This is a genomic window from Paenibacillus sp. UNC217MF (genome assembly GCF_000686865.1).
Classification (GTDB): domain Bacteria; phylum Bacillota; class Bacilli; order Paenibacillales; family Paenibacillaceae; genus Paenibacillus_B; species Paenibacillus_B suaedae.
In genome coordinates, this window is record NZ_JMLT01000009.1 from 263,998 (window position 1) to 290,740 (window position 26,743).

General features: G+C 43.6%; 25 protein-coding genes. All 25 read left to right on the forward strand.

The window, feature by feature from the left end; all coding sequences use genetic code 11:
• Window positions 1-19: 19 nt before the first annotated feature.
• The 25 genes from BP95_RS0106830 (at window position 20) to BP95_RS29820 (ending at window position 26,611) form a co-directional block, all read left to right on the forward strand.
• Entirely contained in the window at window positions 20-2,548 is a 2,529-nt protein-coding gene (locus BP95_RS0106830; protein ID WP_028531739.1) for a discoidin domain-containing protein, read from the forward strand.
• Window positions 2,549-2,572: 24 nt separating this feature from the next.
• The gene (locus BP95_RS0106835) at window positions 2,573-4,507 is read left to right on the forward strand and encodes a CBM96 family carbohydrate-binding protein (protein ID WP_028531740.1); all 1,935 of its coding nucleotides are present in this window, start codon (window positions 2,573-2,575) and stop codon (window positions 4,505-4,507) included.
• Between the two features lie 142 nt (window positions 4,508-4,649).
• On the forward strand, window positions 4,650-4,997 hold the full coding sequence (locus BP95_RS29810) for a hypothetical protein (RefSeq protein WP_021257609.1): 348 nt from the start codon (window positions 4,650-4,652) through the stop codon (window positions 4,995-4,997).
• Window positions 4,984-5,241: a hypothetical protein gene (locus BP95_RS0106845; RefSeq protein WP_021257608.1), complete on the forward strand. Its 258-nt coding sequence runs from the start codon at window positions 4,984-4,986 to the stop codon at window positions 5,239-5,241. Before BP95_RS29810 ends, BP95_RS0106845 begins: the two co-directional genes overlap by 14 nt.
• Window positions 5,242-5,266: 25 nt before the next feature.
• Complete coding sequence (locus tag BP95_RS0106850; RefSeq protein ID WP_028531741.1) at window positions 5,267-6,031, forward strand: peptidoglycan recognition protein family protein; 765 nt, start codon at window positions 5,267-5,269, stop codon at window positions 6,029-6,031.
• A gap of 495 nt (window positions 6,032-6,526) precedes the next feature.
• The gene (locus BP95_RS0106860; protein ID WP_028531743.1) at window positions 6,527-7,705 is read left to right on the forward strand and encodes a DUF262 domain-containing protein; all 1,179 of its coding nucleotides are present in this window, start codon (window positions 6,527-6,529) and stop codon (window positions 7,703-7,705) included.
• 201 nt (window positions 7,706-7,906) lie between these two features.
• Window positions 7,907-8,899: a phage lytic cycle repressor MrpR family protein gene (locus tag BP95_RS0106865; RefSeq protein WP_028531744.1), complete on the forward strand. Its 993-nt coding sequence runs from the start codon at window positions 7,907-7,909 to the stop codon at window positions 8,897-8,899.
• 184 nt (window positions 8,900-9,083) lie between these two features.
• Window positions 9,084-9,566: a hypothetical protein gene (locus tag BP95_RS0106870; protein WP_021257603.1), complete on the forward strand. Its 483-nt coding sequence runs from the start codon at window positions 9,084-9,086 to the stop codon at window positions 9,564-9,566.
• 178 nt (window positions 9,567-9,744) lie between these two features.
• A complete protein-coding gene (locus BP95_RS32255) occupies window positions 9,745-9,909 on the forward strand; it encodes a hypothetical protein (RefSeq protein ID WP_231515061.1) in 165 nt (54 codons plus the stop codon).
• Between the two features lie 30 nt (window positions 9,910-9,939).
• The gene (locus BP95_RS29815) at window positions 9,940-10,242 is read left to right on the forward strand and encodes a DUF1653 domain-containing protein (protein ID WP_021257602.1); all 303 of its coding nucleotides are present in this window, start codon (window positions 9,940-9,942) and stop codon (window positions 10,240-10,242) included.
• A gap of 36 nt (window positions 10,243-10,278) precedes the next feature.
• Window positions 10,279-11,004, forward strand: coding sequence for a dCTP deaminase/dUTPase family protein (locus BP95_RS0106885; RefSeq protein ID WP_021257601.1), 726 nt, complete (start codon window positions 10,279-10,281; stop codon window positions 11,002-11,004).
• A gap of 35 nt (window positions 11,005-11,039) precedes the next feature.
• Window positions 11,040-11,261: a hypothetical protein gene (locus tag BP95_RS0106890; RefSeq protein WP_139170625.1), complete on the forward strand. Its 222-nt coding sequence runs from the start codon at window positions 11,040-11,042 to the stop codon at window positions 11,259-11,261.
• A gap of 187 nt (window positions 11,262-11,448) precedes the next feature.
• Window positions 11,449-12,405, forward strand: coding sequence for a helix-turn-helix domain-containing protein (locus BP95_RS0106895; protein ID WP_021257599.1), 957 nt, complete (start codon window positions 11,449-11,451; stop codon window positions 12,403-12,405).
• A gap of 554 nt (window positions 12,406-12,959) precedes the next feature.
• Window positions 12,960-15,071: an endonuclease MutS2 gene (locus tag BP95_RS0106900; RefSeq protein ID WP_028531745.1), complete on the forward strand. Its 2,112-nt coding sequence runs from the start codon at window positions 12,960-12,962 to the stop codon at window positions 15,069-15,071.
• 374 nt (window positions 15,072-15,445) lie between these two features.
• Window positions 15,446-16,309, forward strand: a complete 864-nt coding sequence (locus BP95_RS0106905; protein WP_028531746.1) for a sugar phosphate isomerase/epimerase family protein — start codon at window positions 15,446-15,448, stop codon at window positions 16,307-16,309.
• Between the two features lie 55 nt (window positions 16,310-16,364).
• On the forward strand, window positions 16,365-17,435 hold the full coding sequence (locus tag BP95_RS0106910) for a Gfo/Idh/MocA family protein (protein WP_021257596.1): 1,071 nt from the start codon (window positions 16,365-16,367) through the stop codon (window positions 17,433-17,435).
• Between the two features lie 50 nt (window positions 17,436-17,485).
• The gene (locus BP95_RS0106915; RefSeq protein ID WP_021257595.1) at window positions 17,486-18,358 is read left to right on the forward strand and encodes a sugar phosphate isomerase/epimerase family protein; all 873 of its coding nucleotides are present in this window, start codon (window positions 17,486-17,488) and stop codon (window positions 18,356-18,358) included.
• 220 nt (window positions 18,359-18,578) lie between these two features.
• Window positions 18,579-18,842, forward strand: a complete 264-nt coding sequence (locus BP95_RS0106920) for an acyl carrier protein (protein WP_021257594.1) — start codon at window positions 18,579-18,581, stop codon at window positions 18,840-18,842.
• Window positions 18,835-20,295, forward strand: coding sequence for an ATP-grasp domain-containing protein (locus tag BP95_RS0106925; RefSeq protein ID WP_021257593.1), 1,461 nt, complete (start codon window positions 18,835-18,837; stop codon window positions 20,293-20,295). The genes BP95_RS0106920 and BP95_RS0106925 overlap by 8 nt, the downstream gene beginning before the upstream one ends.
• Window positions 20,296-20,326: 31 nt before the next feature.
• A complete protein-coding gene (locus tag BP95_RS0106930; RefSeq protein WP_231515062.1) occupies window positions 20,327-21,493 on the forward strand; it encodes a hypothetical protein in 1,167 nt (388 codons plus the stop codon).
• The gene (locus BP95_RS0106935) at window positions 21,490-22,665 is read left to right on the forward strand and encodes a radical SAM protein (protein ID WP_021257591.1); all 1,176 of its coding nucleotides are present in this window, start codon (window positions 21,490-21,492) and stop codon (window positions 22,663-22,665) included. Before BP95_RS0106930 ends, BP95_RS0106935 begins: the two co-directional genes overlap by 4 nt.
• A 27-nt stretch (window positions 22,666-22,692) precedes the next feature.
• Window positions 22,693-23,748, forward strand: coding sequence for an ABC transporter ATP-binding protein (locus BP95_RS0106940; RefSeq protein WP_021257590.1), 1,056 nt, complete (start codon window positions 22,693-22,695; stop codon window positions 23,746-23,748).
• Window positions 23,705-24,646 (forward strand): ABC transporter permease, encoded by a 942-nt coding sequence (locus BP95_RS0106945; RefSeq protein ID WP_021257589.1) that lies wholly within the window; start codon window positions 23,705-23,707, stop codon window positions 24,644-24,646. Before BP95_RS0106940 ends, BP95_RS0106945 begins: the two co-directional genes overlap by 44 nt.
• Before the next feature lie 7 nt (window positions 24,647-24,653).
• Window positions 24,654-25,493 carry an ABC transporter permease gene (locus BP95_RS0106950; RefSeq protein WP_021257588.1) on the forward strand — a complete coding sequence of 280 codons (840 nt, stop codon included), beginning with the start codon at window positions 24,654-24,656 and terminating at the stop codon, window positions 25,491-25,493.
• Window positions 25,494-25,564: 71 nt separating this feature from the next.
• Window positions 25,565-26,611 carry a hypothetical protein gene (locus BP95_RS29820; protein WP_231515063.1) on the forward strand — a complete coding sequence of 349 codons (1,047 nt, stop codon included), beginning with the start codon at window positions 25,565-25,567 and terminating at the stop codon, window positions 26,609-26,611.
• The last annotated feature ends 132 nt before the right edge of the window (window positions 26,612-26,743 follow it).

Consider the following 26,743-nt stretch of genomic DNA (forward strand, 5'->3'; position numbering starts at 1 on the left):
CATAGGGGTGTGATTAAAGATGGGAAATGGATTATACGCGTACAGCTTTGATGGGATTAAAGGGAATATTAGGATCGAAATGCCCGAAAAATGTCGCGGTATTACGAGAATAAAGGACGAGGTATTTATTGCTCCTAACGATAAGAAAAATTACGTGTATGTGTTGGACTTTTATTCCTTGACTATAAAAAGAAAGCTCCAACTGATGAATCCTCTATGGGGAAGCGGTCTTGGCACGGATGGTAGGAAGCTTTTTGTCAGATTGTCTGATGATCCATACATGATAAAAGAAGTTGATATCCACACAGGCGAAACACTAAATGCACTAGTTAAGCCAGAAGTCAACATTTCGGATAATGGAGCATCTTCATTTCATATTGATGAAAAACGCAACCTATTATATATGGCAGACCATAAAAAAAGCGTGTATTGTTTCGATGCAACAACAGGTAAGCAATTAGCTGTTGTTACATTATCTACAGATGGTAATCCATTAGGAGTTACAATAACAAATGAATTTTTTATTGTTTCTGTATACAGGGGAAGTTCTCCGGCACATATTTATTATGCCAAAATACCGGACTATGAGAATTTTGGGGCTGAAGAGTTCTCCAATTTGAATTTTACTTTTTACAATTATGAATCAGTTATTTTAGGTTGTTGTTCGATTGGCTCTTACATGTTATTCACAAAAGATAATGCTAATATAGCATATTTAGATTTAGAAAAGGTAATTGGAAAAGAGGTAAGCAACGAGAGATTTCTAATCCATCATGACAACAAATATAAAACATTTGATTTGTTTGAAAAAACAAAAAACCTCACAAGTTTAGTACCTGTCATGACAACAAACAACTCAAATGGCACTGCAATATCAAGTCCCCATGAGGGTGCATATGAAGCATTTCGCGTGTTTGACGGATTAGACAATACAGCATGGGTTACGGCAAAAACTCAGGTAAGGTCATGGTTGTCTTATGATTTTATTAGCCCAACTTTATTTAATACCTACGCATTGCAATCCAGAGAAGAAGACGTAGGCGAGTCACCAAGAGCATGGGATTTGGAAGCTTGGAATGGTTCACGATGGATAACGCTGGATAAACGCAGAAACGAAGTGAATTGGAATAAAAACGAAGTTCGAACCTATCATTTTCCAAATACGAACCAATATAAAAAAATCAGATGGAGATTTTATGAGAACAATGGGGCTGTACTTGGAGTCGCTTTAAGGAAAATTAACCTCTTCCATCTAAGCGACAGTGGGTGGATCGAACTTTCAAAGCCAATTAATACTGAGTATGTATATAAACATGGAATAAGTGATCTAAACCAGATTAAGAAGGAAGATTGGGGGTTGCTCTCTGCCATTAACCCAAAGGTTAAACTTCTGAGATATACACACGATTTACTTTCCGATATGTTCGAAGACAATAACATGCTTTATGTTGCAAAGAATGCGTCAAGAAGTGTGGTGAGATCTCAATTCACACCACTGAGTCAAATTTCTATTCCTTTAGGTAACATCTCCATAAATGATGATGTTGAAAAAATTTCAATAGAGCTAACTAAAGATTACAAAGACAACATTCGATTATTTGTATCATTCGACAACGGCATGAAGTGGGAATCCTATAGTCAAGGGCAATGGAAGAGTCTCGATATCACAGACGAAAATGATATAAAGAAAAATGGGATGCGAACTTGGGAATTCGAATCTCTAAGAACAGAAGATTTCAAAGCTAAGGCTATTTATGGATTTATTAAAATTGGATTTATGTTTGATACAAAGCTTAACGAAAAAGGATCCGTGGATGTGGATAGCGTAAAGGCAAGCATCAATACGTACATGAAAGGTGCGCGTGTTAGCGACTTAGCTCTGTATATCTTAAATACAACTTCAACCATTAACCTTTCATTTATCGGAAACAAGCTATCAGGAACATTAAGTGACTATGATTTGGGCCTTGTTCAATATCGTGTATTCCTTAATGATAAACCCTATTATCCGCTCTCAGGCGAGTTTACGAATCTACATGGTTCTCCAGAGGCAATAGCTCTTAATATTAAAAATACAGAAGTCAAAATTGGTGAAAAGAACACGCTTATTGTAGAGTTTAAGGATTATTGGGGCAGTGTAGACTCATGGACGACTCACTTTATCGGAACCTATGCAGGATTGATGTTTAGCGACAACTTAGGAAAGTACTACACAACAGATATCGGGGAAATCCTGAAATACTGGAATGCGGGTACGCTCGTTGCGGGACAGATCTCTTATGAAAATAAGATTACGCTTACGAACATGTATGGCCACAAGGTTACGAATATTGAGGTGAAGGGAATTAATGCTGATTTACCTAACGGAGTCAGAATCGAATTATCAAAGGAACAGTTCCCATTCACGCCAGAAGAAGTACTGAATTGGAATACAATACTAGACTACAATCAATCCGTGGAGTTTTTTGCCCGATTAGCTACAGAGCGAACGGCAAACTCAGTTCCGAATGGGAAATTCGAAATTAGAGCACGGGCCCAAAAAATTTAGTCCAATACAATGGAGTGATGGCAAGTGCATGAAGAATATGTTGATTTTAATGCGAACCTATGGGTGGGTTATGCGCATGATGATGTAGAATCAAGCATGTATGTTAGACACTACGATGAACCAGTCAATACAATGGCCGGCAAATATGTTCTGTATACAGGCAAGAGCATAGATTTGGATTCCTATATGTTTGTATACAAGAAAGCCTATAATGATTTGAACTCGTCTCTCATAGTCCGTGTACAAAACAAGTCAGAGTTAGATTCATTTGTGATGATCATGTATAAGGGGATCAGTGATAAGGAATCCACAATTGAGGCGATTGCCGGAAGTTTCGTGGAAAGTGTCATCGAAGTAGCGCCCAACAATCGAATGTACGGAGATTATGAACTGTTTGAGGCGCCTAGAATTATTCAAGAGCTAGTTCCCGTAAAGGATGCCTTTACGAGGGATAGTGTAAGGTATCAGTCGCAAAACTGGGGCACTGAGAAACAAATGTTTGTCGGTAGGGACACGAGGGATTATTTACATATTGAGAACTTCGAGTCATTTGTCGAATTTGATTTGTATGCTCTAGGTAAAGAAAAACTAATTGAAAAGGCCACGCTAAGACTATATTGTGCTGATGATAAGGTTGAAGGCCTAGATCTCGAATTTACGACAAATAAAGAGTTCTGGAATGAAATCGGTATCACAGCAGCAAATGCTCCAATGCCCCTGGGTCTGATAACAAACAAGTTCCTTTACAATAAACAAGAGCGATACATCGAAGTAGACATGACTGATATTGTACTAAAATGGTATCGCGACGAACAACCGAATTATGGTATAGGCATCAGATCGCAAGCGAACTCGTATGTAACGTTTTTCACTAGGGAGTTAGGGTATAAGCAGCCAAAACTATTTGTACAATATATTGATTTATCTAAATCTTATACGGCAACTAGATACTTGCTTGATGCTGAGATGTTTGTCATTGGACGTGGTTTTGCCGACCTGGATGCTAGGATCAACGTTAATAGCAATATCGGTTTTAGTTGGATGGATTCTTCCCTATATGTACACCGGGCGGATGTACCGATGCTTATGGACTATGACGCTGATATCTATGTATCAAGACCGGAGCTCCATTCTTCTATGTTTGTATATAAAACGGCTAAAAGCTATCGAGATGCAAGCTTAACGGTAAGATCGTTACTGCAATCTTCTGACGTAAAGACTCAAATCGATGCGACTAGACCTGAGCTCCATTCTGAAATGATTGTCGATAAAAATGCATTTCTCCAAGCTTCATTACAGACTAGGGCTTTTGTCGAGGATGATCCACGGGCAAATATAGAATCGCAAATGGAGTCCAACAAACCTGAACTCGGTGTAGTAATGGAAGTGTTTAGTTACAACGACTTATTTGAAGGAATCATTCAGGCAAAACCTTTAGTAAATGATGATGTTTCAGCGTTTATAAGTGTACCGACGCCGGAACAATATGACGATAAATCTTCCGTAATGTGGAGCAACAGACCTGAGTTGGGTTCTGAGATGCTTATCTATATTAAGGGCGATAGTGATTTAGAGAGCTATATGGAAGTCTATGAGCATGAGGATATCGAGACAAGCATAGCTTCAAGCAGTCCTGAATTGGTTGCAACCGTATTAGCTCAAATCGTGACCAATCTTAATTCCAGCATTGATGTTAGAGGTCATTCCATAATCGATTCAGTTCTTACGGTCAATGTGTGCAAGGATATAGATGCCACAATCGATATCAAAGCAATCCATGAAGTTGAGGCTGAGATGACGAGCAGCAGACCAGAGCTGTTCGGATACCTATTTAGAAGATATCAAGCGGACGAAGATCTTGTGTCTCAGACTACTTGTCGTCAAAGGGATGTTAATGATTTGCATGCAAGTTTTGGCATTAGATCTCAAACAGGTGGGGCCTATTATTTCATTATCTAAAATGAAGAAGTAGTAACTTAAAACGATAAAGAGGAGGTTTCGATCCTCCTCTTTTTTATGTTCTCTTGATGAATTTCTAGGGTCCTTATCACTTTATAAATTAGAAAGATAAACGATGCATTAAGCAAGAGGGTGGTTATGTGTGGAGGCATTGCAAATACTGATTCCGGTTATTACAGCATTAGTAACAGCTATATTTACATTCGTTGCAACAAGGAGTACCAATCGCAAGGATGTTACGATTAGCGACCGAAAGGCACTAAGCGAGGATGAGAAAGCCTTTAGATTAGAGCTGAAAGAGATTATAAATAGCTATAAAACTGATCTGGAGGAAGCAAGAGAAGAGATTCGAGTACTCAGCGAGGAAGTCGCTCAGCTTCACAAAACAAATCTCGAACTGACTTTAGAAAATAAAAGACTGCAAGTAAAAGTCGATGATTTGCGTGTAGAGCTACAATCTTTTCGAGGTGGTCAACATGAAATGGATTAAAGATGGATTATCGTTGGATGAAACCAAAGTTTCAGCACTTATTATCGGATTTTTTTGCACACTAAGTATGGCTTTGTACCAAGCTTGGCAAATCGGGGACATATCGGACAATATGCTGATGCTGCTCGCTTATGAGCTGGGTGCGTTTACAGGTATTAAATGTGTGGAATCGTTTGCGTTCGCGCCCGGCAAAAAAAAATCAAAAAGTAGCTTCTCTGAAACGGAGACAGAAAACTTGCCATAAGAAGTAGATAGTATTGGGGGAAAAAATGATGTTCAAAATGAAATACGAAATTGTTAAGCAATACATTACACCTAAGACACAAAGACGGCCAGGATTATCGATGCCCTATGTTGGATTTATCGTAAGCCATGATACCGGAAATGATGGCAGCTCTGCTTCAGCCAATGTAAGATATTATGAAAACTCACATAATGAAATGTCCGCATCGGCCCATACATTCATCGACGATAAACAAATTATCGAATGTATACCAGCTACAACGGCCAAGCCTGAAAAAGCTTGGCATGTAAGATATAACGTAAAGAAGGACAACGAATTATACGGGGGCGACGCGAACGATATTGCGATAGGAGTTGAATTATGCTATTCGCATAAGCGAGGCGCCGTTAATAATCTAGAAGCTTACAAACGGTATGTATGGTATCACGCCTATTTGTGCCATACATTCAAACTCGATCCTAGTAAACATATAGCAGGACATGATGAACTGGATCCAGAACGCAAAGTGGATCCTTTTAAAAATGCTTTAAAGCTCATGGGAATTAGTAAAGAACATTTCATTCAAGATGTTCAAAATGAACTGAAGTCATGCACTCAAATGAATAAATCAGATGAAGAATCGAAAGGTGTGAAGAAATTGGACAAACTTGCAGTAGCAGAAGCGCATAAAGCCATTGACCGACTAGCAAAGGAAGGAATTCTTTCTAGTCCTGACTATTGGAAAGCTCGTGTGGAAGAAAGTCTCCCTGTATGGGCGTATATGATTATGGAATATCGCAAAATCAAATAAACGTGTTAAAAGGAGTCTCGAATGGAATATATTCTAGTTGCATTCATAATGGTGTTTATTACACTTATTTCCATTAAGCGAAATAAGATATATAATAGATTAATTGAAATCGTTATTAAGTCGATTGTTAAAACAATTCAAAATAAGGAGCCAGAGATTGTATGCATGATATATAATCGGCTTCCGCCATTTTTCAAAGAAAGAACAAATTCCAAAATTGTAGCTGAAATTGTGAGCCTTACCATCCAGTTGTCCGGTGAGTTGTATGTGACCAAAAGAAATAAATAAGCATCAATATTCAATATGAAGTTGATATTTGTTGATTCTAAATAAGAAGTAATACATGAATGAGGTTTATGATGATATAATGTTGCTCTAGAAAAATGTGATGAGTACTAAGCAATACAGTAGATTTATACTCTATATTGCATGGTCATTATGCTTCTTATTACTTTGAACATGTCTAACTCTGAAAAGAAGGAGTATAGTTAGGTTATGAATCAAGCTGATTCCAACAATAATGAATTAGGTAAACAACCTTATCAGAATACAGAGCGGTTTTATAGAAAAACGCGAATCGAAAAATCTACAAGGAATTATACGATCAGAAGTCTCTACAAAGAATGGAGAAGAGATCGGTCATGGATCAGTCAGAATCAACATGATGAGATTGTTCTTCGGTTTGATCTGGCAATCCAAAGGAATGCAACCTGGAATGATCATCAGCGGAGCGACTTAATCCATTCGTTGATTTATGGGTATTATATTCCACCCGTGCTTATTCAGGATTCAGATGACGGGAAAAAGTGGTTTTTGGATGGGAAACAACGGATAACAACGATAATGAGTTTTATTGACGGTGCATGGAAACTGCATAAAAATACAGAGGATGTATATGGACATCAAATTGCAGGATGTAAATTCAAAGATCTGCCTCAAGAGATGCAAGATGAAATATTAGATGAATCCATCACTATCGTCAAAATAGAAAATATGACGGATGAAGAACGCGATAAGATGTTCGTAAAGCAAAATAGTGGCACGCCACTGTCTAGAATAGAATTAACAAGAGCGAAGCATAGCGATTTAATCAAGTCTATTAATGATTTGTCAAACCTACACTTCTTCAAAGAGGATGTAGGCTTATCCAAACGTGCTAGAGTACGGTTTGTAGATCAAGAAATGATACTTCAAATCCTGATGTTGTTTGAAGATGGGATAGATAAAATAAAGGGCTTTGGTGCAAAAAATATTGAAGAATATGTTCTTGACTTAAAGAAAACAGAGAAGGTTTTGGATCAAAACATTGTTGAAAAAATACAGAAAATCTCAATGTATCTTACGGATGCTTTTGCTTCGTTCGATTCAAATGAAAGAAAAAAAGCACTGAAAAAGACTCACATACCGATTATTTTTTGGTGCGCAGAGGCAGCAATGAATCAGCTTTTGCAGCCGGAGTTATACGGTGAGTTTATTCGGAGTTTTTTGGTTAGATGTTATCGCGTAGAGAGTGAATATGGGAAGTCGTGTCAAGCAGGGGCACCTAAAAAGGAAAACGTACTGAAGAGAATTACGGAAATGTCAATAGCTTTAGAACGATTTATATCTATTGTTCAATCTAATTTGGAAGTAGAGGAAGCAATCGTACAATTGGACAGGTCACTTCGCATATGATTATTGACAAAATGTAGAAATGGATTAGAATGTGAGAGATAGATTTCGTTTGATATTTACTGTAGAAAAAAGTTGGCATGGGAGGGTATTGGGGTGGTGCTCAGTACCCTTTCTTTTTATTGAAGTGTCATATATAATAAAAATATGTAGTACTTTATTTAGTTGATGCCCATTGCATAAAATGTATAAAGGAGGTTAGAGATGGATTTTTATAACGCAGAAATTAAAATGAAATATCTTGAGCAATTCGATAATTTAGACACAAGAGAAGTTTACTCAAGATTATTTAAAAAAGCAGTGGATACAGAAATAGAGCTCCAACGGGATATATATGATTTTCGTGATGATGAAATTGAAAATTTTATCGCAAATATGCTTAAACCAAAAACAAAAGAGAGTGCTCGGACGTATTGTAATGTTCTATCTTCCTACATACAATGGGCGATGGATCACAGTTACTCAAGAAATTTTACTAATCCATTAAAACGAAGACAAGAATATTTTTATTCCTTCGTAAAGGAATATAAACAATATATAAGTTATGATGAAAAGCAGGCAATTATCCATTCATTAGTGAATAAACAGGATAGTTTTATTATTGAAGCATTATGGAACGGTATTCAAGGCACGCAAGTTAAGGAATTAACAAATTTACAAATTTCAGACTTTGATTTTGATAAGAATAAAATTTATATAAGAGATGAAAAGGGAAATATCACTCGAATTATTTCTCCGATGGATCCATTTATTTTTAGCATGGCGGTACTGACGAATCAGGAGCAGTTATATTATAAATCGAATGGGGGAATTGATTTTTCAAGTAAAGTCAGAGACTCTATCCCACTTCCGAGCTCAACCTATATATTAAAAGGTGCAATAAATAATAATGATGAGAATCGGGATAAAGTCAAGTTCTATACGATTTACAATAGACTGGAAACGATTAGAAAAGTAGATGGATTAGAAGAGTACAGTGAGGCTCTTACTACTAAAAATATTGTACGGAGCGGTATGATATACTTGGCATTACAGATTTTAAAAAGGGATGGGAGACTGGAAAGGAAGCAGATCGAAGAAATATGCGATTTTTATAATATGAAGTATAAATGGTCTCTTCGAGATTTTTTGAATATAGAAATGATTAGGTCGTTATATCCTCACGAAATAGACGAGATAAAGAACGCAATGGAGTAAGTTATCCCATTGCGTTTTTTAGTGCGTCTATTTCTTAAACATAGATGAAAAAACTGCTAAATGAGAAGCTATAATTTCCTACAAAAATTTGACGGTAAGTATTGAATGGGATATAATTGGAATATAAAAATACAAACATATGTTCTTATTTTACTGTAAACATCATTGTAATGGGGGAGAAATAGTGGATAACTATGACAGCATTATTTTGCGTGAGTTAGAATTCGGAATGGGATTTAAAGGAAAAATGTTAGACGACCTAAAATTAGTCATTGTCGATGAAGCAACATTACAGCAATTTTATAATTTTATATTCCTATCCGGTAGTGATATGACAAAACCAATGATTGTTCATAAATTCATTATATATATAAAAGAAAAATCATCCTATAAAGAATATCACGAATTTGAAAAACTATATAAAGAATGTAAGTTAAAAATAGAAAAAATTACATTGATAAACAGATTATTTGCTAATATAGAAAATAATAAGGAAATAGAACAGGTTCTTCACTGGATTGATAACCAGAAAATAAATTTAAAACAACTGTACGATGCAGTTGTTACATATAGAAATGACTTTAATGTAAAAGAGATTGTGACCCTAATTGAGCAATTACATATAAATAAGGATTATAAAGATCAAATGAAAAGAGCGATTATATAAGACTAAAAAAATTAAATGAGAGGCAAATCGATGATGGATAAAAATACGACCTAAATGTATCGGATCAAAACCGATACAAAAAGCTATTGACGGAAAATCTAGTAGGGAATATAATCTATTTACAATCAAAAACAAAATAAAGTACTAAATTATAGTTTGAAGGATGGAGGTGACGAACATGATCAAATATGAATTGGAAGAAGGTACAAATAGTTTTAACTTATTCTTGAAGGATGATGATCACAACGTAAAGGTTCTAATTGCGGTCATTTTTAATGATGTACATGCACGAATTATTAAACGACGAATGAATGAATATGTTACGTCTTCAGCAAAGGCATAAACACTTATTAGGAAAAGGGAGGGCTATGTTATGTTTTATCGACATTATGAAGGTTATGAATGTTATTTGCTCGGTATTGTGAAATCGGGTATTAGCCACAAGCAAGCGGAAAAATACTTTGAGGCCATACATACTGAATCAGGGAAACATGTAAATGTATTTCTTTATAAAGGCGCCTTTCATGTGGATTCGGATGAATTACTTGCCCTTTATGTTGATGCTCAAGGAAGATATTGGGTACAACCTAAAGAGTTATTTTTGGGTTCAGTAATGATAGATGGACAAGAAGAACGACGCTTCTCTCCGTTTAATCAAAGAAGAAATGATTATTAATCATCAAAAACTATAAAAAGTACAGAGGTGAATGTTGTGGAGTATGATAAAAAGCGCTATTACAAAATTGGTGAGACTGTGTGGATGAAAAAAGAAAAAAGATTCGGGGTTGTGAAAGAACTTAATATTAATCCTTCTGCAAAGAAATATGAGCTAGTGATTGAAGAAAAAATAAACAATGAATACAAAACAATGTACGTAAACGTATGGGATGTTGATAAGGATAAGCGGACAACTCGTAATAAGAAGCCATGTGATACAGTATTGTTTGCCAAAGTGAGAGAAACGGCAGTCTTGCCCAGTTCCATGAATGCCGATGCGAGCTATGATATTTATGTAGATATTAAAAATGCAGTGTTGAATCCAAAAGGAAAATCAGTTGAAGATCCTGTGAGCATTCAGCCGAACGAAGTCGTATTTTTGCCTACAGGAATCGCATCTTCTTTATTGAATAAGTATAGACTTGTATTGAAAGAAAATAATAATGCCTCGAGTTGTTCCTTATCAGTCCTATCAGGAATCATTGACGCTAATTACCGTGATGAATGGTTTATTGCCATTCTTAATTCGGGATCCAAAAACGTTGTACTGACATCGAGTGTTAATGAAATTATTGAAACCAATGATAAAATTTATTACCCTGCAACAAAAGCCATTGCTAAGGCGGTTATAGAAATATGTCCTAAAGTAAGAACTAAGGAGATTACATATGAACAACTCCGCAAAATACCTGCTATTGAGATGAATCTAAGCTCAAATTAATAAAGATATTTAATAAGGGATGTTGAATGGTCAAAATGACAAAACGAGAAGTAATGGACTTAATGGCTTATTTATCATTGATTTCGGCTTCTAAGATGGGGAAGAGTGCGATACATCTAGTGAATGAAAATCAAGTTGATAAAATTATTAAAAAAGCTGTGGATTTGTTTGATAATGACAGTAATAAAGCAGAAGCATTTATTGAGGAAAAGACAAAAAAATTAATTCAAAAACTCAATAAACATATCAAAATGTAATAACATACAAAAGCAAAAAACCTTATCTAAGAGAAGAGGTTTTTTGCTTTTGACTGACGAAACTATTTAAGACCAAATGATAGAGAATATCATGCTTTTTATTGAAATACATATTGCGAAAATGCTCCATCGATATGAATTGGGAATGTACATGTCAGCACATTTTATGATGTGATAGGTGATGCACATGGGGGATAAGAATAAGAAGCTGGAGGGTGTCGGCGTTGACTTGCCGAGTGATGTCATTGTCTTTCATTCCGAGCAGCAGATGAAAGCTCATTTGCCCTGCAAAATGTATAAGCTTGATCATACATCGGGGAGTATCTGGGATCATACCCACGACTATATACAGATTTGGTATGTTGTTCGAGGGGAGTTCAAGCATTCCATTAATCATCGGACTTATAACATGGTGAAGGGAAATATATTCGTCATTCCGCCCTATGCCGTACATCGGGTCGATATGATTCCTGATCAAGGAATGGAAGTGATCGGATGTGAGTTCCTGCCTCATTTTATCAACGAACGATTTGAGCAATCGGAATGGAGCGGAGAATGCTTTGATTTTTCTTATTTGGAGCAGTTTCTGATCGATGAGAAGCACGTGACGCCAAAGGTAGCCTTGACCGGAGAGATCGATATGGAAGTCGGTCGTTTGCTTACGGAAATGTTGGAAGAGTACCGGGGGGCAAAGCGATTTTACGAGTTGGTGCTCAAAGCAAATTTACTGAAGCTTCTCTCTGTCATCATTCGTGAATATTCCAAGTTGGCAGATAAGCCGAGTGAAGAGGACGAGCGTGTTGAGAAGTACCGAGAGTTGATAAAGGCTGTGATGGACTATATTCATGAGCATTTTGCCGAGGAGCTTAGGCTTGAGCGTCTGTGCAGGCAATTCAACATTTCCAAAACGTATTTCTGTTACTTATTCAAACGATTTACAGGCAAAACATTCAACGACTATCTGATCGACTTGCGTGTGAGTAAGGCAGCGCATTGGCTCGTCGCGACGGATAAGTCTGTCACTGAAATCTGCTTCGGCACTGGATTCAATGATTTGGCCTATTTCTCACGCATGTTCAAGCGTCATACCGGCATGTCGCCCTCGAAATATAAGAAGCAGGCACTTGCGGGTCCATTGTCGTAAGCCTGCTGCTTGACGATGCATTTGAAGATTCTGTATACTAAGAGATATTATGAAGCAAGGGGAGATTTTAATGTTGGTGAGCGTTCTTAACTAGTCAATTCCATAGTGAGGCAACGGTTTTGCTGCAGGTGTATGTTCGAATTTCGTCATAGGAACATCCCTGAGAACGAACGTCCAGCGAGACGTTTATTTGAGCATGCTGTTATTAGTCCTCCGGAAACGAGTTAAGAACAGCGGATAAGCAAATCTACGCCAGCATTCCATTCTCTTGCTGCCCGGATCCGTGCTGTATGCAGCACGTTTTTTTGTAATCACCGTGAATTGTGTGCATTCCACCATAGGGGCACTCAAACATGGCCTGGGACAGTTACTGATGAGAACAAGGAATATATAGGCAGAGTATGCACATACGCATGCTCTGCCTTTTTTGCGTTATACAGACGATACCCGGCATGAACGATACATGCTGCTGTTTTCCGTGAACAGAATCCCTCTTTCCGTGAGGTATAATATGCGGCTGCTCTCCTACAACAATCAAAGGAGAATCAAGAGGCATGAACGAAACAATGCTGCAAAGACTGGATTATCATAAGGTTAAAGAAAAAGTATCGGAATATGCGGTTTCTTATGCGGGAAAAAGCCACGTCGAGAAGATGTGTCCGCTCACGAATATCGATGAGGTACGAAGAGCGATGGCAGAAGTGACGGAGGCAAGTGATATGCTGAAGCAGGGGGCGAGTGTACCGCTGCCGACCTTACAAGGGATTGAGCATATTATCTCACTCGTGAATACAGGTTACGTATTCTCGGAAGATGATTTCACGAATGTGGCTGTCTTTCTACGCAGCTGCACTCAATTGAAGAAGTATATGCGCGCGAAGTATGCAATTGCGCCTACAGTAAGTCAGTATGCTGCATCGATGTATGAACTGGAGAGCGTAAGGGATGAGATTGGGCGCTGCATTCGACATGGTCGAATTGCAGATGAAGCGAGCAGGGAGCTAAGCAGAGTCCGACGGAAGGTTATGCAGGTGGAGAGCCGCATCAAGCAAAGACTTGATAGTCTCATGAATAAACATAGAACACTGATGCAGGAGCATCTGGTAGGGATGCGCGGGGGCAGATATGTGCTGCCCATTAAGAAGGAGCTGCGCAAGCAGTTCCATGGCACCGTATTGGATGAATCAGCAAGTGGTCAAACCGTGTATATGGAGCCGACAGAAATTGCCCATCTTCAGCATGATCTCGCCCAGTGGCGGATTGCAGAGTCGCAAGAGGAAATGAAGGTGTTGAGTCATTTAACCGAATTGCTGGAAAGATCGGCACCTGAGATTGAGATAAATGTGGATACCGTTGGGGTATATGACTACCTATTCGCGCGCGCGAAATACAGCCGTGCGATAGATGGTCGACCGGTACAGTTGAATGATTGCGGCATCATTGACATTCGTAATGCGAAGCATCCACTGCTAGGCGCGCATACGGTGCCTCTTACATTTCGAATCGGTCGTGGCTACTCTTGCCTGATTATTACGGGGCCGAATACGGGCGGCAAGACGGTTGCCTTGAAAACAGTGGGACTGCTTACGCTTATGGCGCAATCTGGATTGCTGGTGCCGGCCCAAGAGAACAGTCTGTTCTCCGTATTTCGCAACGTATGTGTAGATATCGGAGACGGTCAGAGCATGGAACAGTCGCTAAGTACATTCTCGGCCCATGTTACGAATGTGATTCATATTCTTGAGGAAGCCGATGCGTCCACGCTTGTATTATTTGACGAAATGGCGTCCGGTACCGATCCTGGTGAAGGGGTTGGTCTGTCGATCTCCATATTGGAGGAGCTGCGGAGAAGAGGATCAATTGTACTTGCCACAACGCACTTCAATGAAATCAAGCATTTCGCAACTGCTACGGCGGGCTTTGAAAATGCAAGGATGGAATTCGATGCAGACACCCTGCAGCCGCGATATCAGCTGCGCATTGGGGAAGCTGGAAGCAGCTATGCCTTCCTTATTGCTGCGAAGCTGGGTCTGTCAGCCGATATTATTAGCCGTTCACAGCATGTTACAGAATCGCTTAGTGCAGGAACCTTCCGAGCTGAGAATGCTGCTGCTGCATCAGATGGGAAGTCCGCAATTTCTGAGGCTGAAGCTCCCAACGGAGATATCTCTATTTCCAGGGAAGAGCAGGATTCAGACCGGAATGATGCTGGAAATGAGGATGAAGCTAGGGCTGTTGAGACAGTAAACCTCGTCCAGAGGAATGGCAGTGCAAATCTTCCTGTGAGCAGGGAAGAGGAAAGGCATGTAACACCCACAAAGTGTGCTAAGGAGTCTATGAGCTCTAAGGATTCTAAGGATTCCGATAACAGCAAGAACCCTCCCGCTAAGCTGCAAAAAGGGGACTGTGTCCACATTGCATATTTGAAGCGTACGGGCATCGTGTATGAAGAAGAAGACTTACGCGGGAATGTAGGGGTACTTATCCAGCGCCAGAAGGTGAAAATCAACAAGAAACGCCTAACGCTGTACATTGAGAAGCGGGATTTGTACCCGGAGGACTATGACATGGACATTGTGTTCGAGACGAAGGAGAATCGCAAGAAAAAGAAGATCATGTCCCGCAAGCATGTCGAGGGCATCTCGATTGAGTATCCATCTGAATAATGAGATAACGCCATGTGAAGAGGCCTTCTATTTTATTAGAAGGCCTCTGTTCGTGGTGAATCCGACATAAACAAAAATATTCTGTAAAATGAGACAAACGTCTTGGGCAGAAGCAATTGCTAGCCAAAGCCGATGCCGCATCTCTGTCTCCTTTCCCCTGTATATTCCTGTATTAGAGAAACAAATGGGAGTATCTCACATCCTCAACTGCATCTGTGAAAGAAAGTCCAATATTTGTGGACTATAGTGCAATGTGCGGCGTACAAACTTTTTTATAATGTAGTGGAGACAGTTAGTATTCGTTGTAACCGCTTGCAAATAAGTGGAGAATTGAAAATTTAACCGAACACAACGACGAAATGGAGTGGGCTGCTGTGAAATTAGGAGTTAGCATTTATAGTTTGTATGCTGCATTGCAGGACAAACGTCTAAGTATATCCGGAGCATTGGAATGGATGAAGGAGAATGGCGCGGATCACGCAGAAATCGTGGATTTGGATTTGGATCTGGTCAACCATCCAGAGCGTGTAGAAGAGATTCGTACAACAGCAGAACGAATTGGGCTTGAGTTGTCCAATTATTGCATTGGAGCGAACTTTGCAGGTCATGACGAAGAGGGATTGAAGCGTGAAATCGAGCGTGTGAAGTCGCATGTTGATGTTGCGAATCGCCTTGGTGTGATGTTCATGCGTCATGATGTGGCATCGCGTCCGCTTGAACAGACAGGTGCTGCTTATTTCGAGCAGGATTTCCCTCAGCTTGTCGAAGCATGCCGGGAAATTGCAGATTATGCTGCCCAGTATGACATTGTCACAAGCGTGGAGAATCACGGGTTCTATACGCAAGCTAGCGAGCGTGTGAAGCGTCTCGTGCTTGCCGTAGATCGCGACAACTACAGAACGACCATTGATGTAGGCAACTTCGTATGTGTAGACGAGAATCCACTCATTGCCGTGAAGAACAACCTTGAATTGGCGTCGATGGTTCACTTCAAGGACTTCTATATTCGTCCAGCCGATCGCAATCCTGGCCAAGGCTGGTTCCGCTCTCTGCATGGCAATTATTTGCGCGGTGCAATCGTGGGTCAAGGAGACTTGCCAATCTACGATATCGTTCGCGCGGTGAAGGCATCTGGATTTGACGGCTATGTCAGCATTGAATTCGAAGGGATGGAAGACTGCCTTAAAGGCACGAAGATTGCGATGGACAATGCTCGCCGCATTTGGGAAGAAGTATAAATTCGACAGATCATTCTGGATGAAACATACAGATCAAAATTAGGAGGACTAATCGATGAGTAAAGTAAAAGTTGCGGTTATTGGTACAGGTTCGATCTCGGAAATGCACTTTAATGGCTATAAGAACAATAGTGAAGCGGAAATTATCGCTGTGTGCGATTTGAATGCGGAACGCGCGAAGGAGAAGGCAGTCAAGTACGAAGCTCCAGATGCGATCGTATATACGGATTATCATGAATTGCTTCAAAATCCAGATATTGATGCAGTAAGCATCTGTACATGGAATAATTCCCATGCACCAATTGCGATTGCAGCGCTCGAAGCAGGCAAGCATGTACTTGTAGAGAAGCCGCTTTGCATGACAGTTGAGGAAGCGCTTGCGGTACAAGAAGCACAGAAGAAGAGCGGCAAGACGCTGCAAATCGGTTATGTGCGCCGTTATGGCACGAATACACGTGTATTGAAAAAATTCATTGACGAAGGCGAGCTTGGCGAGATTTATTATGCGAAGGCATCCTGCATTCGCCGTCTTGGCAACCCAGGCGGCTGGTTCAGCGATAAGGAACGTTCCGGCGGCGGCCCATTGATCGATATCGGCGTTCACGTAATCGACCTGTGCTGGTACTTGATGGGCAAGCCGAAGGTGAAATCAGTTAGCGGCAATGCGTATTATAAGCTTGGCAATCGCAACCACATCGAGCACTTGGACTTCTATAAGGCAGCGGATTATGATGGTGGTAAGGTGAACACGGTTGAGGATATGGCAAATGCGCTTATCCGCTTTGAAAATGGTGCATCCCTTGCGGTGGACTGCAGCTTCTCGCTTCATGTGCAGAAGGATGATATGTATGTGAAATTGTTCGGCGACAAGGGTGGCGCTGAAGTAGAGCCTGAATTGAAGATCATTGGCGAGAAGCATAACACGATCTTAAACATGACGCCGCAAATTGATCATCTGACATTTGATTTCAACAATGGCTTCCAAGGCGAAGTCGATCATTTCATCGATTGCGTGCAAGGTCGCACAGAGACGATCTGCCCTGCAGAAGATGGCGTAGAAATGATGAAGATTTTGTGCGGCATTTACGAGTCTAGCACCAAAGGGACAGAAGTTGTTTATTCCTAATTGAAGCTTCTATCGATGCACTACCACTATAATTGAAGGAGTGAAATTTCATGACGATAATTACGAACCCTATCGGAGTCATTACAGACAGCTTCCGCATTCCTGTGCGGGAAGCGTTGGTGAAAGCTAAGGAAGTGGGCGCAGACGGTGTCCAAATCTATGCGGTTAGCGGAGAAATGGATCCGGCAAACCTATCGCCTCAAGCGCGCAAAGAAATGCGCAGCTATATCGAATCACTCGGTCTGCACGTATCTGCACTGTGCGGTGACTTGGGCGGACACGGCTTCCAAGACAAGGAGGCGAATCCGGATAAGGTGGAGAAGTCCAAGCGTATTCTGGACTTGGCACTTGATCTGGGAACCAATGTGGTAACGACGCATATCGGTATCGTGCCGCATGAGCAGAATTATATTTTCGAAGCGATGCAGCAGTCTTGTGAGGAGTTGAGCCAATATGCGAACAGCCTTGGCGCACACTTCGCTATTGAGACGGGACCAGAGCCTGCGGCACATTTGAAGTCTTTCCTCGATACATTGTCCGGCAAAGGAGTAGCTGTCAACTTCGACCCTGCGAATATGGTCATGGTTACAGGGGATGATCCGGTTCAAGGCGTACATACGCTGAAGGATTACATCGTCCACACACACGTGAAGGATGGCGTGAGATTGCGTGAGGTTGACCCGCGTACCGTATACGGCATGCTGGGCTTCGAGCCAATGTCGCATGAGAAGATTGCGGAAATGGCAACGAGCGGTCCATTTGAAGAGCTTCCGCTTGGCGAAGGCAAGGTAGACTTCGACGCTTACTTCCAAGCGCTCGTTGATATCGGCTACAAAGGCTATTTGACGATTGAGCGTGAAGCAGGCGAAACACCTGAAGTAGACATCCGCAAGGCTGTGGATTTCATTAAGCGTTATAGATAATAGTTTGAGTTTCAGAAGGGACAGATGTCGCAAGTTATGCGGCTTCTGTCTCTTTTTTCTTTTGTCTATCATGGGGCGATCTTTCGTTTATAGGAAGGTAGTCTGTAAAAATATGAAATGAAAGCGATGTCATAAAAATAGACTGACATATTTCATGTGTGCTTTTACATAAGGTAAGAAGGGTAGTTCGATATTTTGTACAGAGAATAGGAGTGGTAATGTGCACGCGATCGACAAGTTGGCACGCATGGTGGGCGAAGTGAAAGAAGATGCTTCTTGGGAGATAAAGCTTACTCCTGAGACGAACCTGGTCGATGAGGTTGGCCTCGATTCTCTTCAACTGATTCAGCTTATGTTGAAGGTGGAGGAGCAGTTCAACGTGCAAATGGACTTTGAACGATTCGATTACGAGCATTTGCAGACGACTCGAGCGTTCTTAGGGTTTCTCGAATCACTCGGCGCCGAGGTGCAGCTGCATGCGTAGTCCTCTGCCGGAGGAACTGCTGCTAAGATCTATGCCACTCTATGATGGGCCGCGCCTTGTCATGGGCATGTTCGATGCGGAAGCCTATTGGCGCCCTTCCGAGCTGGCGAAGCTGCCATCGCTTCGGCCAGTACAAGAGCACGCTGCTGCCGATTATATGGACGAGCTGCTGTTCCCATTGTGCGGAGAAGATGGCCTCGCCGTGACCCGTCATCCACGGAATGCGGCGCAAGCTGCCTATTTGCATGATGCAGGATTTTACTTCCGCTCGTTGACATGCAGCAACGCTCAGACGAACGGGAACGAGCAGAGAAATAAGGATGTATTCCAACTCGTATCGGAGCAATGCACAGAGCCGAAATGGAAGCGATTGATGCGGGAACTCCCCCTTGCTGCTTACGCGGTTATTCCCTCTGCGGAGGCGTTTGTTCAAAAGTATGGCCTGGACGGCGCAATTCCTGATGCGGAAGCCGTTAAACAGGTGAATTCGAAGGCATATTCGCTTCGTCTTGCACAGCAGTTAGATTTGAACCCTCCAGGCAGACTTGCAGAGGGAGCGGATACCGTGCAGCAAATCGGCGCTGAATTGCTTAACCGTCACGGCAAGCTCATCTTGAAGGATCCCTACGGGGTATCAGGCAGCGGGAATCTAGTCGTCGACGCTTCGGCACTTCTTACTCGCCTTACTGATTATCTACGTGCTCAAGAGCGGGCAGGCAAGCAGGTACAGTTGATCGTTGAACCTTGGCTGAATAAGCAGGCGGACTTCTCCTGCCAATTGCATATCGCATCGAACGGATGGACGGAACTGCTCGGGGTACAGCGAATGGTGAATAGACAGCTGAATTATGGCGGTTCATATGCAGCGGATACACATCTAATGAATCGATTGGCAGAGGCGGGTTACTTCGAACATATGGAACGTTTGGCCGCTCAGATGTATATTGACGGTTATTACGGGCCCGTATGCATTGACTCTATGCTGCTGGAAAACGGTGAAGTGTATCCAGTAGTGGAGATTAACGCTCGACATTCCATGGGAATGCTGAACCATTGCCTAGACGCCCACTTGGAACGCTGGGGGAAGCGCAGTTTCTTGACATGTCTCCAGCTTGGGCTCCCTGAACGGGAGCAGAAATCGACAATGCGGCCTGCAAGCATGGTAGAAGAAGACGCAAGAACCGCAGGAACCGCCGATCAAGATTTGTCTAGCTCCAGCACTCAATTCGAGCAATTGTTGATGCAATTGGATGAAATTGAACTGTTATACACACCGGAACGTCGCACGGGCGTGATGCCGTTGTCTGCGAACACTCTCTTCTCACCAACTGTTCATAACCGCTCAGGACGCTGGTATGTGTCACTTGTTGCGGATAACGCTGCCGGGAGTGAGGCGTTAGGCAATCAGCTTCATCAAGCGCTTTTGGCATTCGGCTACCGGATTTATTCATAGATAAGATGGAACAGCATCGATCGCAAAGTAGGTGTTCACACTGCTAAATACTTCACCCATTACCATTCTTACCTCGGGAAATTCACTCGGTGCTTATGTACCAGGGATTCGACTTGTAGAGCAACTTAGACGGCGCGGGATTCCAGCAGAAGCTGAAGTGCTGGAGCGCCTCTTCCCTGAGGAGACACGCCGCAACATGATTCGCACGAAGCAGCTTTTTCACAATAGCTTCGAGGCAGCTAAGATGGGAACCCGAATGGCGCGAGATATTGGTCTGACACTGGATGAAGGGGCCGTAGCCAATCTGCTTCAGCGATGGAGAGATGAAGGAAGGTCGGCCTTCCTTGCTGTGACAGGCTTCTGGATACCAGTTCTGCAGCGATATGAGAAGATGATGCATCCTGAGCCAATACGCGCAGAGTTCTTACGACTGGATACAGTGGATACGCCGTCCTATCGTCCATATGAAGATGTATATCCCCGCTATCGCCATCATTGGCTGTACAGACTGGGGAGAGAGGGTACAAGCGAACTTTATGCCAAGTTGACCATGTCGGATGCAGATTTCGTTCCCTATCCAGAGCGCGAGAGACGAATTGTCGTTCACGGAGGTGGCTGGGGGATCGGTACTTATCGGAGCAAGATTGCGAATATCCAGCGCTATTACTCACTTGCCATCGTGGCATACCATTCAGAGGAAGTGCTAGATGCGCTGCCGTGCGACCGAATCTATATGACCGATCCGAATTGGCACCCGTGGCTGGAGGAATCACTGTCGTATGATCAGACTATGCAGGCTGCTCAAACCACTCAAACCACTCTAACCAATCTATCCAATCAAATTGATACAGCTTATCCGCCAATGGCTGAATGGAAACGGAATGAACCGCTCACCTACGAACGGGGCACGAACGGGCCGCTGCTGTATGAGGTAATTCGAAACAGCTTGGCCATCGTCAGCAAGCCTGGTGGCGGAACACTTATCGATTCGCTATCATCTGCAACCCCGCTGATATTCCTTGAGCCATTTGGCGAACATGAACGGGCAAATGCAGAGCTATGGGAAGAGCTCGGCTTCGGCATTTCCTATGACCGCTGGCTAGAGGCGGATTGTTCTTGGGAAATGCTGTATGAGCTGCACTGTAATTTAAAAAGCCAAACGCTTTCACTATCTGATTTCGGAGGGATGTATTCATGACGCAGCCGAAGACAAGTGCGACGTTAACACGGACAGAGTTCCGTTCTTTGAAGCAGACGCTTCACAATATGAGCACAGGTAGCCGGGGTCTGAAGGAGGATCCATCCTTTGCCTTCGATCTGCCAAGGGATATCGGCATTAAATTGAACAATGGCTGCAACTTGCGCTGCAAGCACTGCTTCGAGTGGAATCCCGACGGTTACCATCATGAATTCGAGCGTCAGGAAGCACGGAGAGAAATCGAATTCTCGTTAGTCGAGAAAATATTTGAAGAAACGAGACCTTACCGCTCGCGCATGTTCCTGTGGGGCGGCGAGCCGCTCATGTACTCGAAGCTGGATGAACTGTGCGAGCTGCTGGCGGCAGATCCTCGAATTGCGACGATCTGCACAAATGCGGTGCTGGTCGAGCAGAAGTTGGATTCGCTGCTCAAGCTGCCGGAGGGTGTCACACTGCTGGCTAGTCTGGAAGGATTCGAGGAGGAGAATGATGCGATTCGCGGACGAGGGATCTTCCAGAAGGTAACGGCGGCTATACAGCTGTTGCTGGATAAGAAGCGCTCGGGTGAGTTCAAGGGGGATGTATCGATCAGCCTGACGATCAATGACGCGATGGTAACTCGACTATATGAGTTCATGGAATATTTCGAAGAAGTGGGGGTCAATTCTGTCTATTTTGTTTTCCCATGGTATATTCCGGAGGCTGTTGCAGAGCGAATGGATACGTACTTTGCCGAGCATTTCGGGTGGCTGGAAGCGGCCCACGATCCGATGAAGAAGAGCTGGCATTCGTTCACGTATCATTTGTCGCCGGAGAACTTAGAGCCGCTGCTTGCGGAGATGGAGAAATTGCGTACACGCGTCTGGAATAATCGCATTCGTTTTCAACCTGCATTAGAAGCTGACGAGGTGCGTGAGTTCATTCTCGGCACCGAGCGTCCGGGCATGCGCCGGAAGGAATGTCTGGCCTTATCTACGCGCATGGATGTGCTGCCTAACGGCAAGGTGAATCCATGCAAGTTCTTCCCGGAATTCACAAATGCGGACTTGCGGGATTCTAGTTTGAAAGAAGTCTTCCACGGAGAGAGCTACAACAAGCAGCGCGAAGTATTGTCCTGTGGATTAACGCCGGTATGTTCGAAGTGCGTGCTCCTGTATAATAATGGCGCTTAAACGCTGACGGGAAGGGGAAGGACTCCCATGAGTGCGATTACGGTCAGAGGACTAAGCAAGACATTCGCCTATTACCGCAAGCAGAGTGGCCTGACACATTCCATTCGGAATTTATTTCATCGGGAACAATTGTACCGTCATGCCGTTTCTTCTATCTCATTTGAGATTGAGCAGGGAGAAGCGGTCGGATTCATTGGTCCGAATGGGGCGGGCAAGACCACTACGTTGAAGATGTTGTCTGGTATCTTGCACCCAACGGATGGGGAAGCACGTGTACTCGGCTACGTGCCGTGGGAGCGCCAGCAAGCGTTTAAGCGCCGCTTCGCGATTGTCATGGGGCAGAAGAGTCAGCTATGGTGGGATTTGCCGGCGAATGAATCGATTTATTTGAACAAATGCATCTATGGCGTGGACGATCTGGAGTACCGCAAAACGCTGGATGAGCTTGCTGAAATGCTAGACGTTGCGCATTTGCTGGGTGTGCAGGTGCGGCGATTATCGCTAGGTGAACGGATGAAAATGGAGATGATTGCAGCGCTGATTCATCGCCCCCAATTGCTGTTTCTTGACGAACCTACGCTCGGCCTCGATTTTGCGGCACAACAAAATGTTCGCCAGTTCCTAAAGGCCTACAAGGAGGAGAAGAAAGCGACAATCCTCTTAACAAGCCATTACATGCGTGACATCGAGCATGTATGCAGCAGGGCGCTCGTGATTCATAGCGGAGAAATTGCCTATGACGGGGCGCTTGCGCGGATGAGCGGATCATTCGGACGGCGCAAGCGAATGAAAGTACGATTTACTGCATTCGTTCCGCCTGAGCAGCTGCAAGACCTTGTTCGTCTTCTTGCCGTGGTGCGGGAGCATCAAGGAATGTCGGCTGAATTGGAAGTGGCAGCGGATGAGGTGAAGCCGCTGGCAAGATTGCTGCTGGATCATGATCTCGTTGAGGATTGGACGGTCGAGGACGTTCCAATCGAGGAAGTCATCGAACAACTATATGAAGCAAAATGTGCAGAACGAGAAGGGGAAGAGACGGATGGGGAAGCTTCCGGAGCAGAACGACATGCAGCAGAAGGATAACCGTAATCAGGATGAACATAGGCAGGATACACCTAATGAGGATGGCCCTAATCATCGAGCCTACAATAGGGCGGAATCTGCATCCAATCGACGAAAGGGCGGCAAGTATGCTGCAGCCTTCGGGATCGGGTTTCAATCATCGCTCGAATATAGGTTCCAATTCGTGATTGGACTTATCAGTCTCTTCTTTCCGATCGGCATTCAGTCTCTGATATGGAGCGCGGTGTACCGCAATTCGGAGCAGCACACACTTTACGGATATGACTACGGACAAATGATCATGTATACGATTCTATCCGGTCTTATTGCGAAGTTCGTCATGACACAGCTGGAACACACAATCGCCGAAGACATTAAGTGCGGCGGGCTGAACGCTTACTTAATTCGCCCCATTAGTTACTTCTGGTATCGGGTATCAGCTTATGCAGGAAGCCGCGTCGTAACGGACAGTATCCTGCTCGGCTTAGTTGCAGCCGTACTGTTCGCCGCTTCCCGTTATGGTCATGCTGTGCTGTCTTCAAGCCGCATCGCCTTATTTGCTGCTGCGCTTTTGCTTGCGGCAGCTGTACAGTTTCTACTCTCCTACGCCATATGCGCCTTAGCGTTTCGTCTTGCAGAGATCTCGTACTTCTTCGTGATCACAGGTCTACTTGTACAAATTCTAAGTGGCGGCATCGTACCGCTTGAGGTATTCGGTGATACGCTTAATGGATGGTTCAATTTGCTCCCGTTCAAGTACACCATTTACTTCCCGGTCAATGTGCTGAACGGTCGATTGAGCGAGGGAGAAGCGTTGACGGGACTGCTTATCCAGTGCGGCTGGATCGCTCTGCTTGCCGGAGCAGCACATCTCGCTTGGAGAGCTGGGCTTAAGCGGTACATCGGGCTGGGAGGTTGAAGAGGGGATGAGAACAAGCTGGTACTCGTTATCTTCGTGTCGTTCTTGGGCTGACGGTGCGAGAAGTTACTTGCGTTTATACGGTGTGTTCGTGAAAAATTGCCTCGCTGCAAGCATGGAGTATCGGTTCAACTTCTGGATGGGCATTGCTGTGGAGATCGCCTTCCTCTGTGCCAAGGCATTATATATCCTAATTGTGTATCAGACCGATCTGCATATCGGAAGCTTGACGCCAGATCATATTCTGCTGTTCATTGGCACTTATACGATGATGACAGGGCTCTACATGGGACTGTTCTATGTGAATTTCATTCGACTGCAGCAATATGTGCGCGACGGGACGCTTGATCTGATGTTGACGAAGCCGATATCGCTGCAATTTCTTGTGTCGTTGCGCTATGTCGATATTGGTCTGCCTATCCCGAATGTCATCGCCGGTGCGGTTATGATCGGCATCGGCTGGCATCGCGCGAATCTGCCGCTGGATGGCAATATCTTCGGCTTCTTCGCCTTGCTGTTATCTGCGCTGCTTGTCACGTATGGCATCATGCTGCTGCCTGCGCTGCTTGCGTTTCGTTTCGTTCAGACTGGTGCAGTGACCGAGATTGCCCATTCGATTTGGGACGCGAACAATATGCCTTTAGATATTTTCCCACGTTGGCTGCAGCGTATCGGCGTGTACGTGATTCCGATTTTTCTAATTAGCAACTATGCTCCGAAGTTTGTGCTTCATGAGCTGGCCGCATGGGATATTGTGTGGGCTATTGCAGCACCGCTCCTGCTGCTTCTCATAACGAGATGGTGCTGGAAGCGGGCTGTAGTTGGATATAGCAGCGCTGGAAGCTAGATGAGGAAAGGAATTATATGGAGGATAGGGAGGACATAAGGGACGGAAGTACTGAAGGATGGTGAATTCGAATGTCTGAACAAGAACAAGAACAAGAACGGGCACAGATGCAAGTGAAAGAAAGACAGCGCTATGAACAAGGCTTTCTCGATTGTCGGAATGTTCAAGTATCGATCGCGCTTCAGGAGTGGGGAGTTCCTGTTGAGCTGTTGTATTACAATGCGTGGGAGAGCACGTGCTCGGTTTATGAGCACTTATATGTAAATAAGAAGCTTCCATGGCTGTATGAATCCCCGTGCCTTGTTCCGTCCGAACTGGGGCTAATCGGAGTCGCCTATGATGAAGTGCAGTATGCGACATATGAAGATGCTGATACCATTTTGCAAGACGTCGACTATTCAGAACAAGCGGCCTTTCTCTGGATCGTATGCGGTGAGTCGCCATATGTGAAGCCAGGATTCTACGGGCATCCAGAATCGGTGCATTCGGTGTGGGTTCAGGGTCTATCCAGCACGTCTAGCCTAGACTCTGAGCTGGCCGATTGCACAGCCGGGGCGGGTTACTGGGTGCGTGATACTTATCCCGAATTCGAAGGATTCGTATCTGAGACTGATTTCCGTCGAATGGTAGATAGTCCGTATGTACATCTAGAAGATAGACAGGTATTCCTTGTACGTCGGCCCGAGCGGAATGACTCAGCGGGTAAGGGGCAGATCATGGAGCGTTTCCTAGAGCGGCAGCGAGGGCTTCATGACGATGCAACGTTCTATGACATGATCTGCCGGACGGTGAATCAGCCGGAGCCGGAATTCTTCCCAGAATGGACGGAGCTGTACGACTGTCATTCTCATGCGTTCAAATTTCTAGCAGGTTCCCGTTATGCTTACTCTTGCTTCGTAGAGACCTTGGTGTCAAGTGAACATCCTTGGGTACGGCAGCTCCGAGACATTGCCCGCAGGGCGGATAAGTTGAAGAACGTGTTCTTAATGGCTGCACAAAGCGGTCGTGTGGATGGTCAGGTCGTTCATCGGATGTGCACGGAATTGTACAGACTTGAGCAAGAGTGGCTCGCAAGCGGTCATGTAGAGCTTGGACGAGAGGCCCAGCTTCGGAGATAGAACAGAATATCCGCTTATGAATGCAGGATGACGGAGGGGCAATCCAAGCAGTTGAGTCCAAGTCCCAGACGACCAATAAGCATGCAAAAGGGGCAGCATTTGCTGCCCCTTAAATTCATTGATAGGATAAGG

What these genes read in the sequence shown, in the direction of transcription:
- BP95_RS32255 (WP_231515061.1), top strand. Translation starts at nt 9,745, where the DNA reads ATGATCAAATATGAATTGGAAGAAGGTACAAATAGTTTTAACTTATTC.
- BP95_RS29820 (WP_231515063.1), top strand. Translation starts at nt 25,565, where the DNA reads ATGTCTGAACAAGAACAAGAACAAGAACGGGCACAGATGCAAGTGAAA.
- BP95_RS0106945 (WP_021257589.1), top strand. Translation starts at nt 23,705, where the DNA reads ATGGGGAAGCTTCCGGAGCAGAACGACATGCAGCAGAAGGATAACCGT.
- BP95_RS29815 (WP_021257602.1), top strand. Translation starts at nt 9,940, where the DNA reads ATGTTTTATCGACATTATGAAGGTTATGAATGTTATTTGCTCGGTATT.
- BP95_RS0106940 (WP_021257590.1), top strand. Translation starts at nt 22,693, where the DNA reads ATGAGTGCGATTACGGTCAGAGGACTAAGCAAGACATTCGCCTATTAC.
- BP95_RS0106910 (WP_021257596.1), top strand. Translation starts at nt 16,365, where the DNA reads ATGAGTAAAGTAAAAGTTGCGGTTATTGGTACAGGTTCGATCTCGGAA.
- BP95_RS0106860 (WP_028531743.1), top strand. Translation starts at nt 6,527, where the DNA reads ATGAATCAAGCTGATTCCAACAATAATGAATTAGGTAAACAACCTTAT.
- BP95_RS0106925 (WP_021257593.1), top strand. Translation starts at nt 18,835, where the DNA reads ATGCGTAGTCCTCTGCCGGAGGAACTGCTGCTAAGATCTATGCCACTC.
- BP95_RS0106830 (WP_028531739.1), top strand. Translation starts at nt 20, where the DNA reads ATGGGAAATGGATTATACGCGTACAGCTTTGATGGGATTAAAGGGAAT.
- BP95_RS0106915 (WP_021257595.1), top strand. Translation starts at nt 17,486, where the DNA reads ATGACGATAATTACGAACCCTATCGGAGTCATTACAGACAGCTTCCGC.
- BP95_RS0106890 (WP_139170625.1), top strand. Translation starts at nt 11,040, where the DNA reads ATGACAAAACGAGAAGTAATGGACTTAATGGCTTATTTATCATTGATT.
- BP95_RS0106865 (WP_028531744.1), top strand. Translation starts at nt 7,907, where the DNA reads ATGGATTTTTATAACGCAGAAATTAAAATGAAATATCTTGAGCAATTC.
- BP95_RS0106950 (WP_021257588.1), top strand. Translation starts at nt 24,654, where the DNA reads ATGAGAACAAGCTGGTACTCGTTATCTTCGTGTCGTTCTTGGGCTGAC.
- BP95_RS0106845 (WP_021257608.1), top strand. Translation starts at nt 4,984, where the DNA reads ATGAAATGGATTAAAGATGGATTATCGTTGGATGAAACCAAAGTTTCA.
- BP95_RS0106935 (WP_021257591.1), top strand. Translation starts at nt 21,490, where the DNA reads ATGACGCAGCCGAAGACAAGTGCGACGTTAACACGGACAGAGTTCCGT.
- BP95_RS0106900 (WP_028531745.1), top strand. Translation starts at nt 12,960, where the DNA reads ATGAACGAAACAATGCTGCAAAGACTGGATTATCATAAGGTTAAAGAA.
- BP95_RS0106850 (WP_028531741.1), top strand. Translation starts at nt 5,267, where the DNA reads ATGATGTTCAAAATGAAATACGAAATTGTTAAGCAATACATTACACCT.
- BP95_RS0106895 (WP_021257599.1), top strand. Translation starts at nt 11,449, where the DNA reads ATGGGGGATAAGAATAAGAAGCTGGAGGGTGTCGGCGTTGACTTGCCG.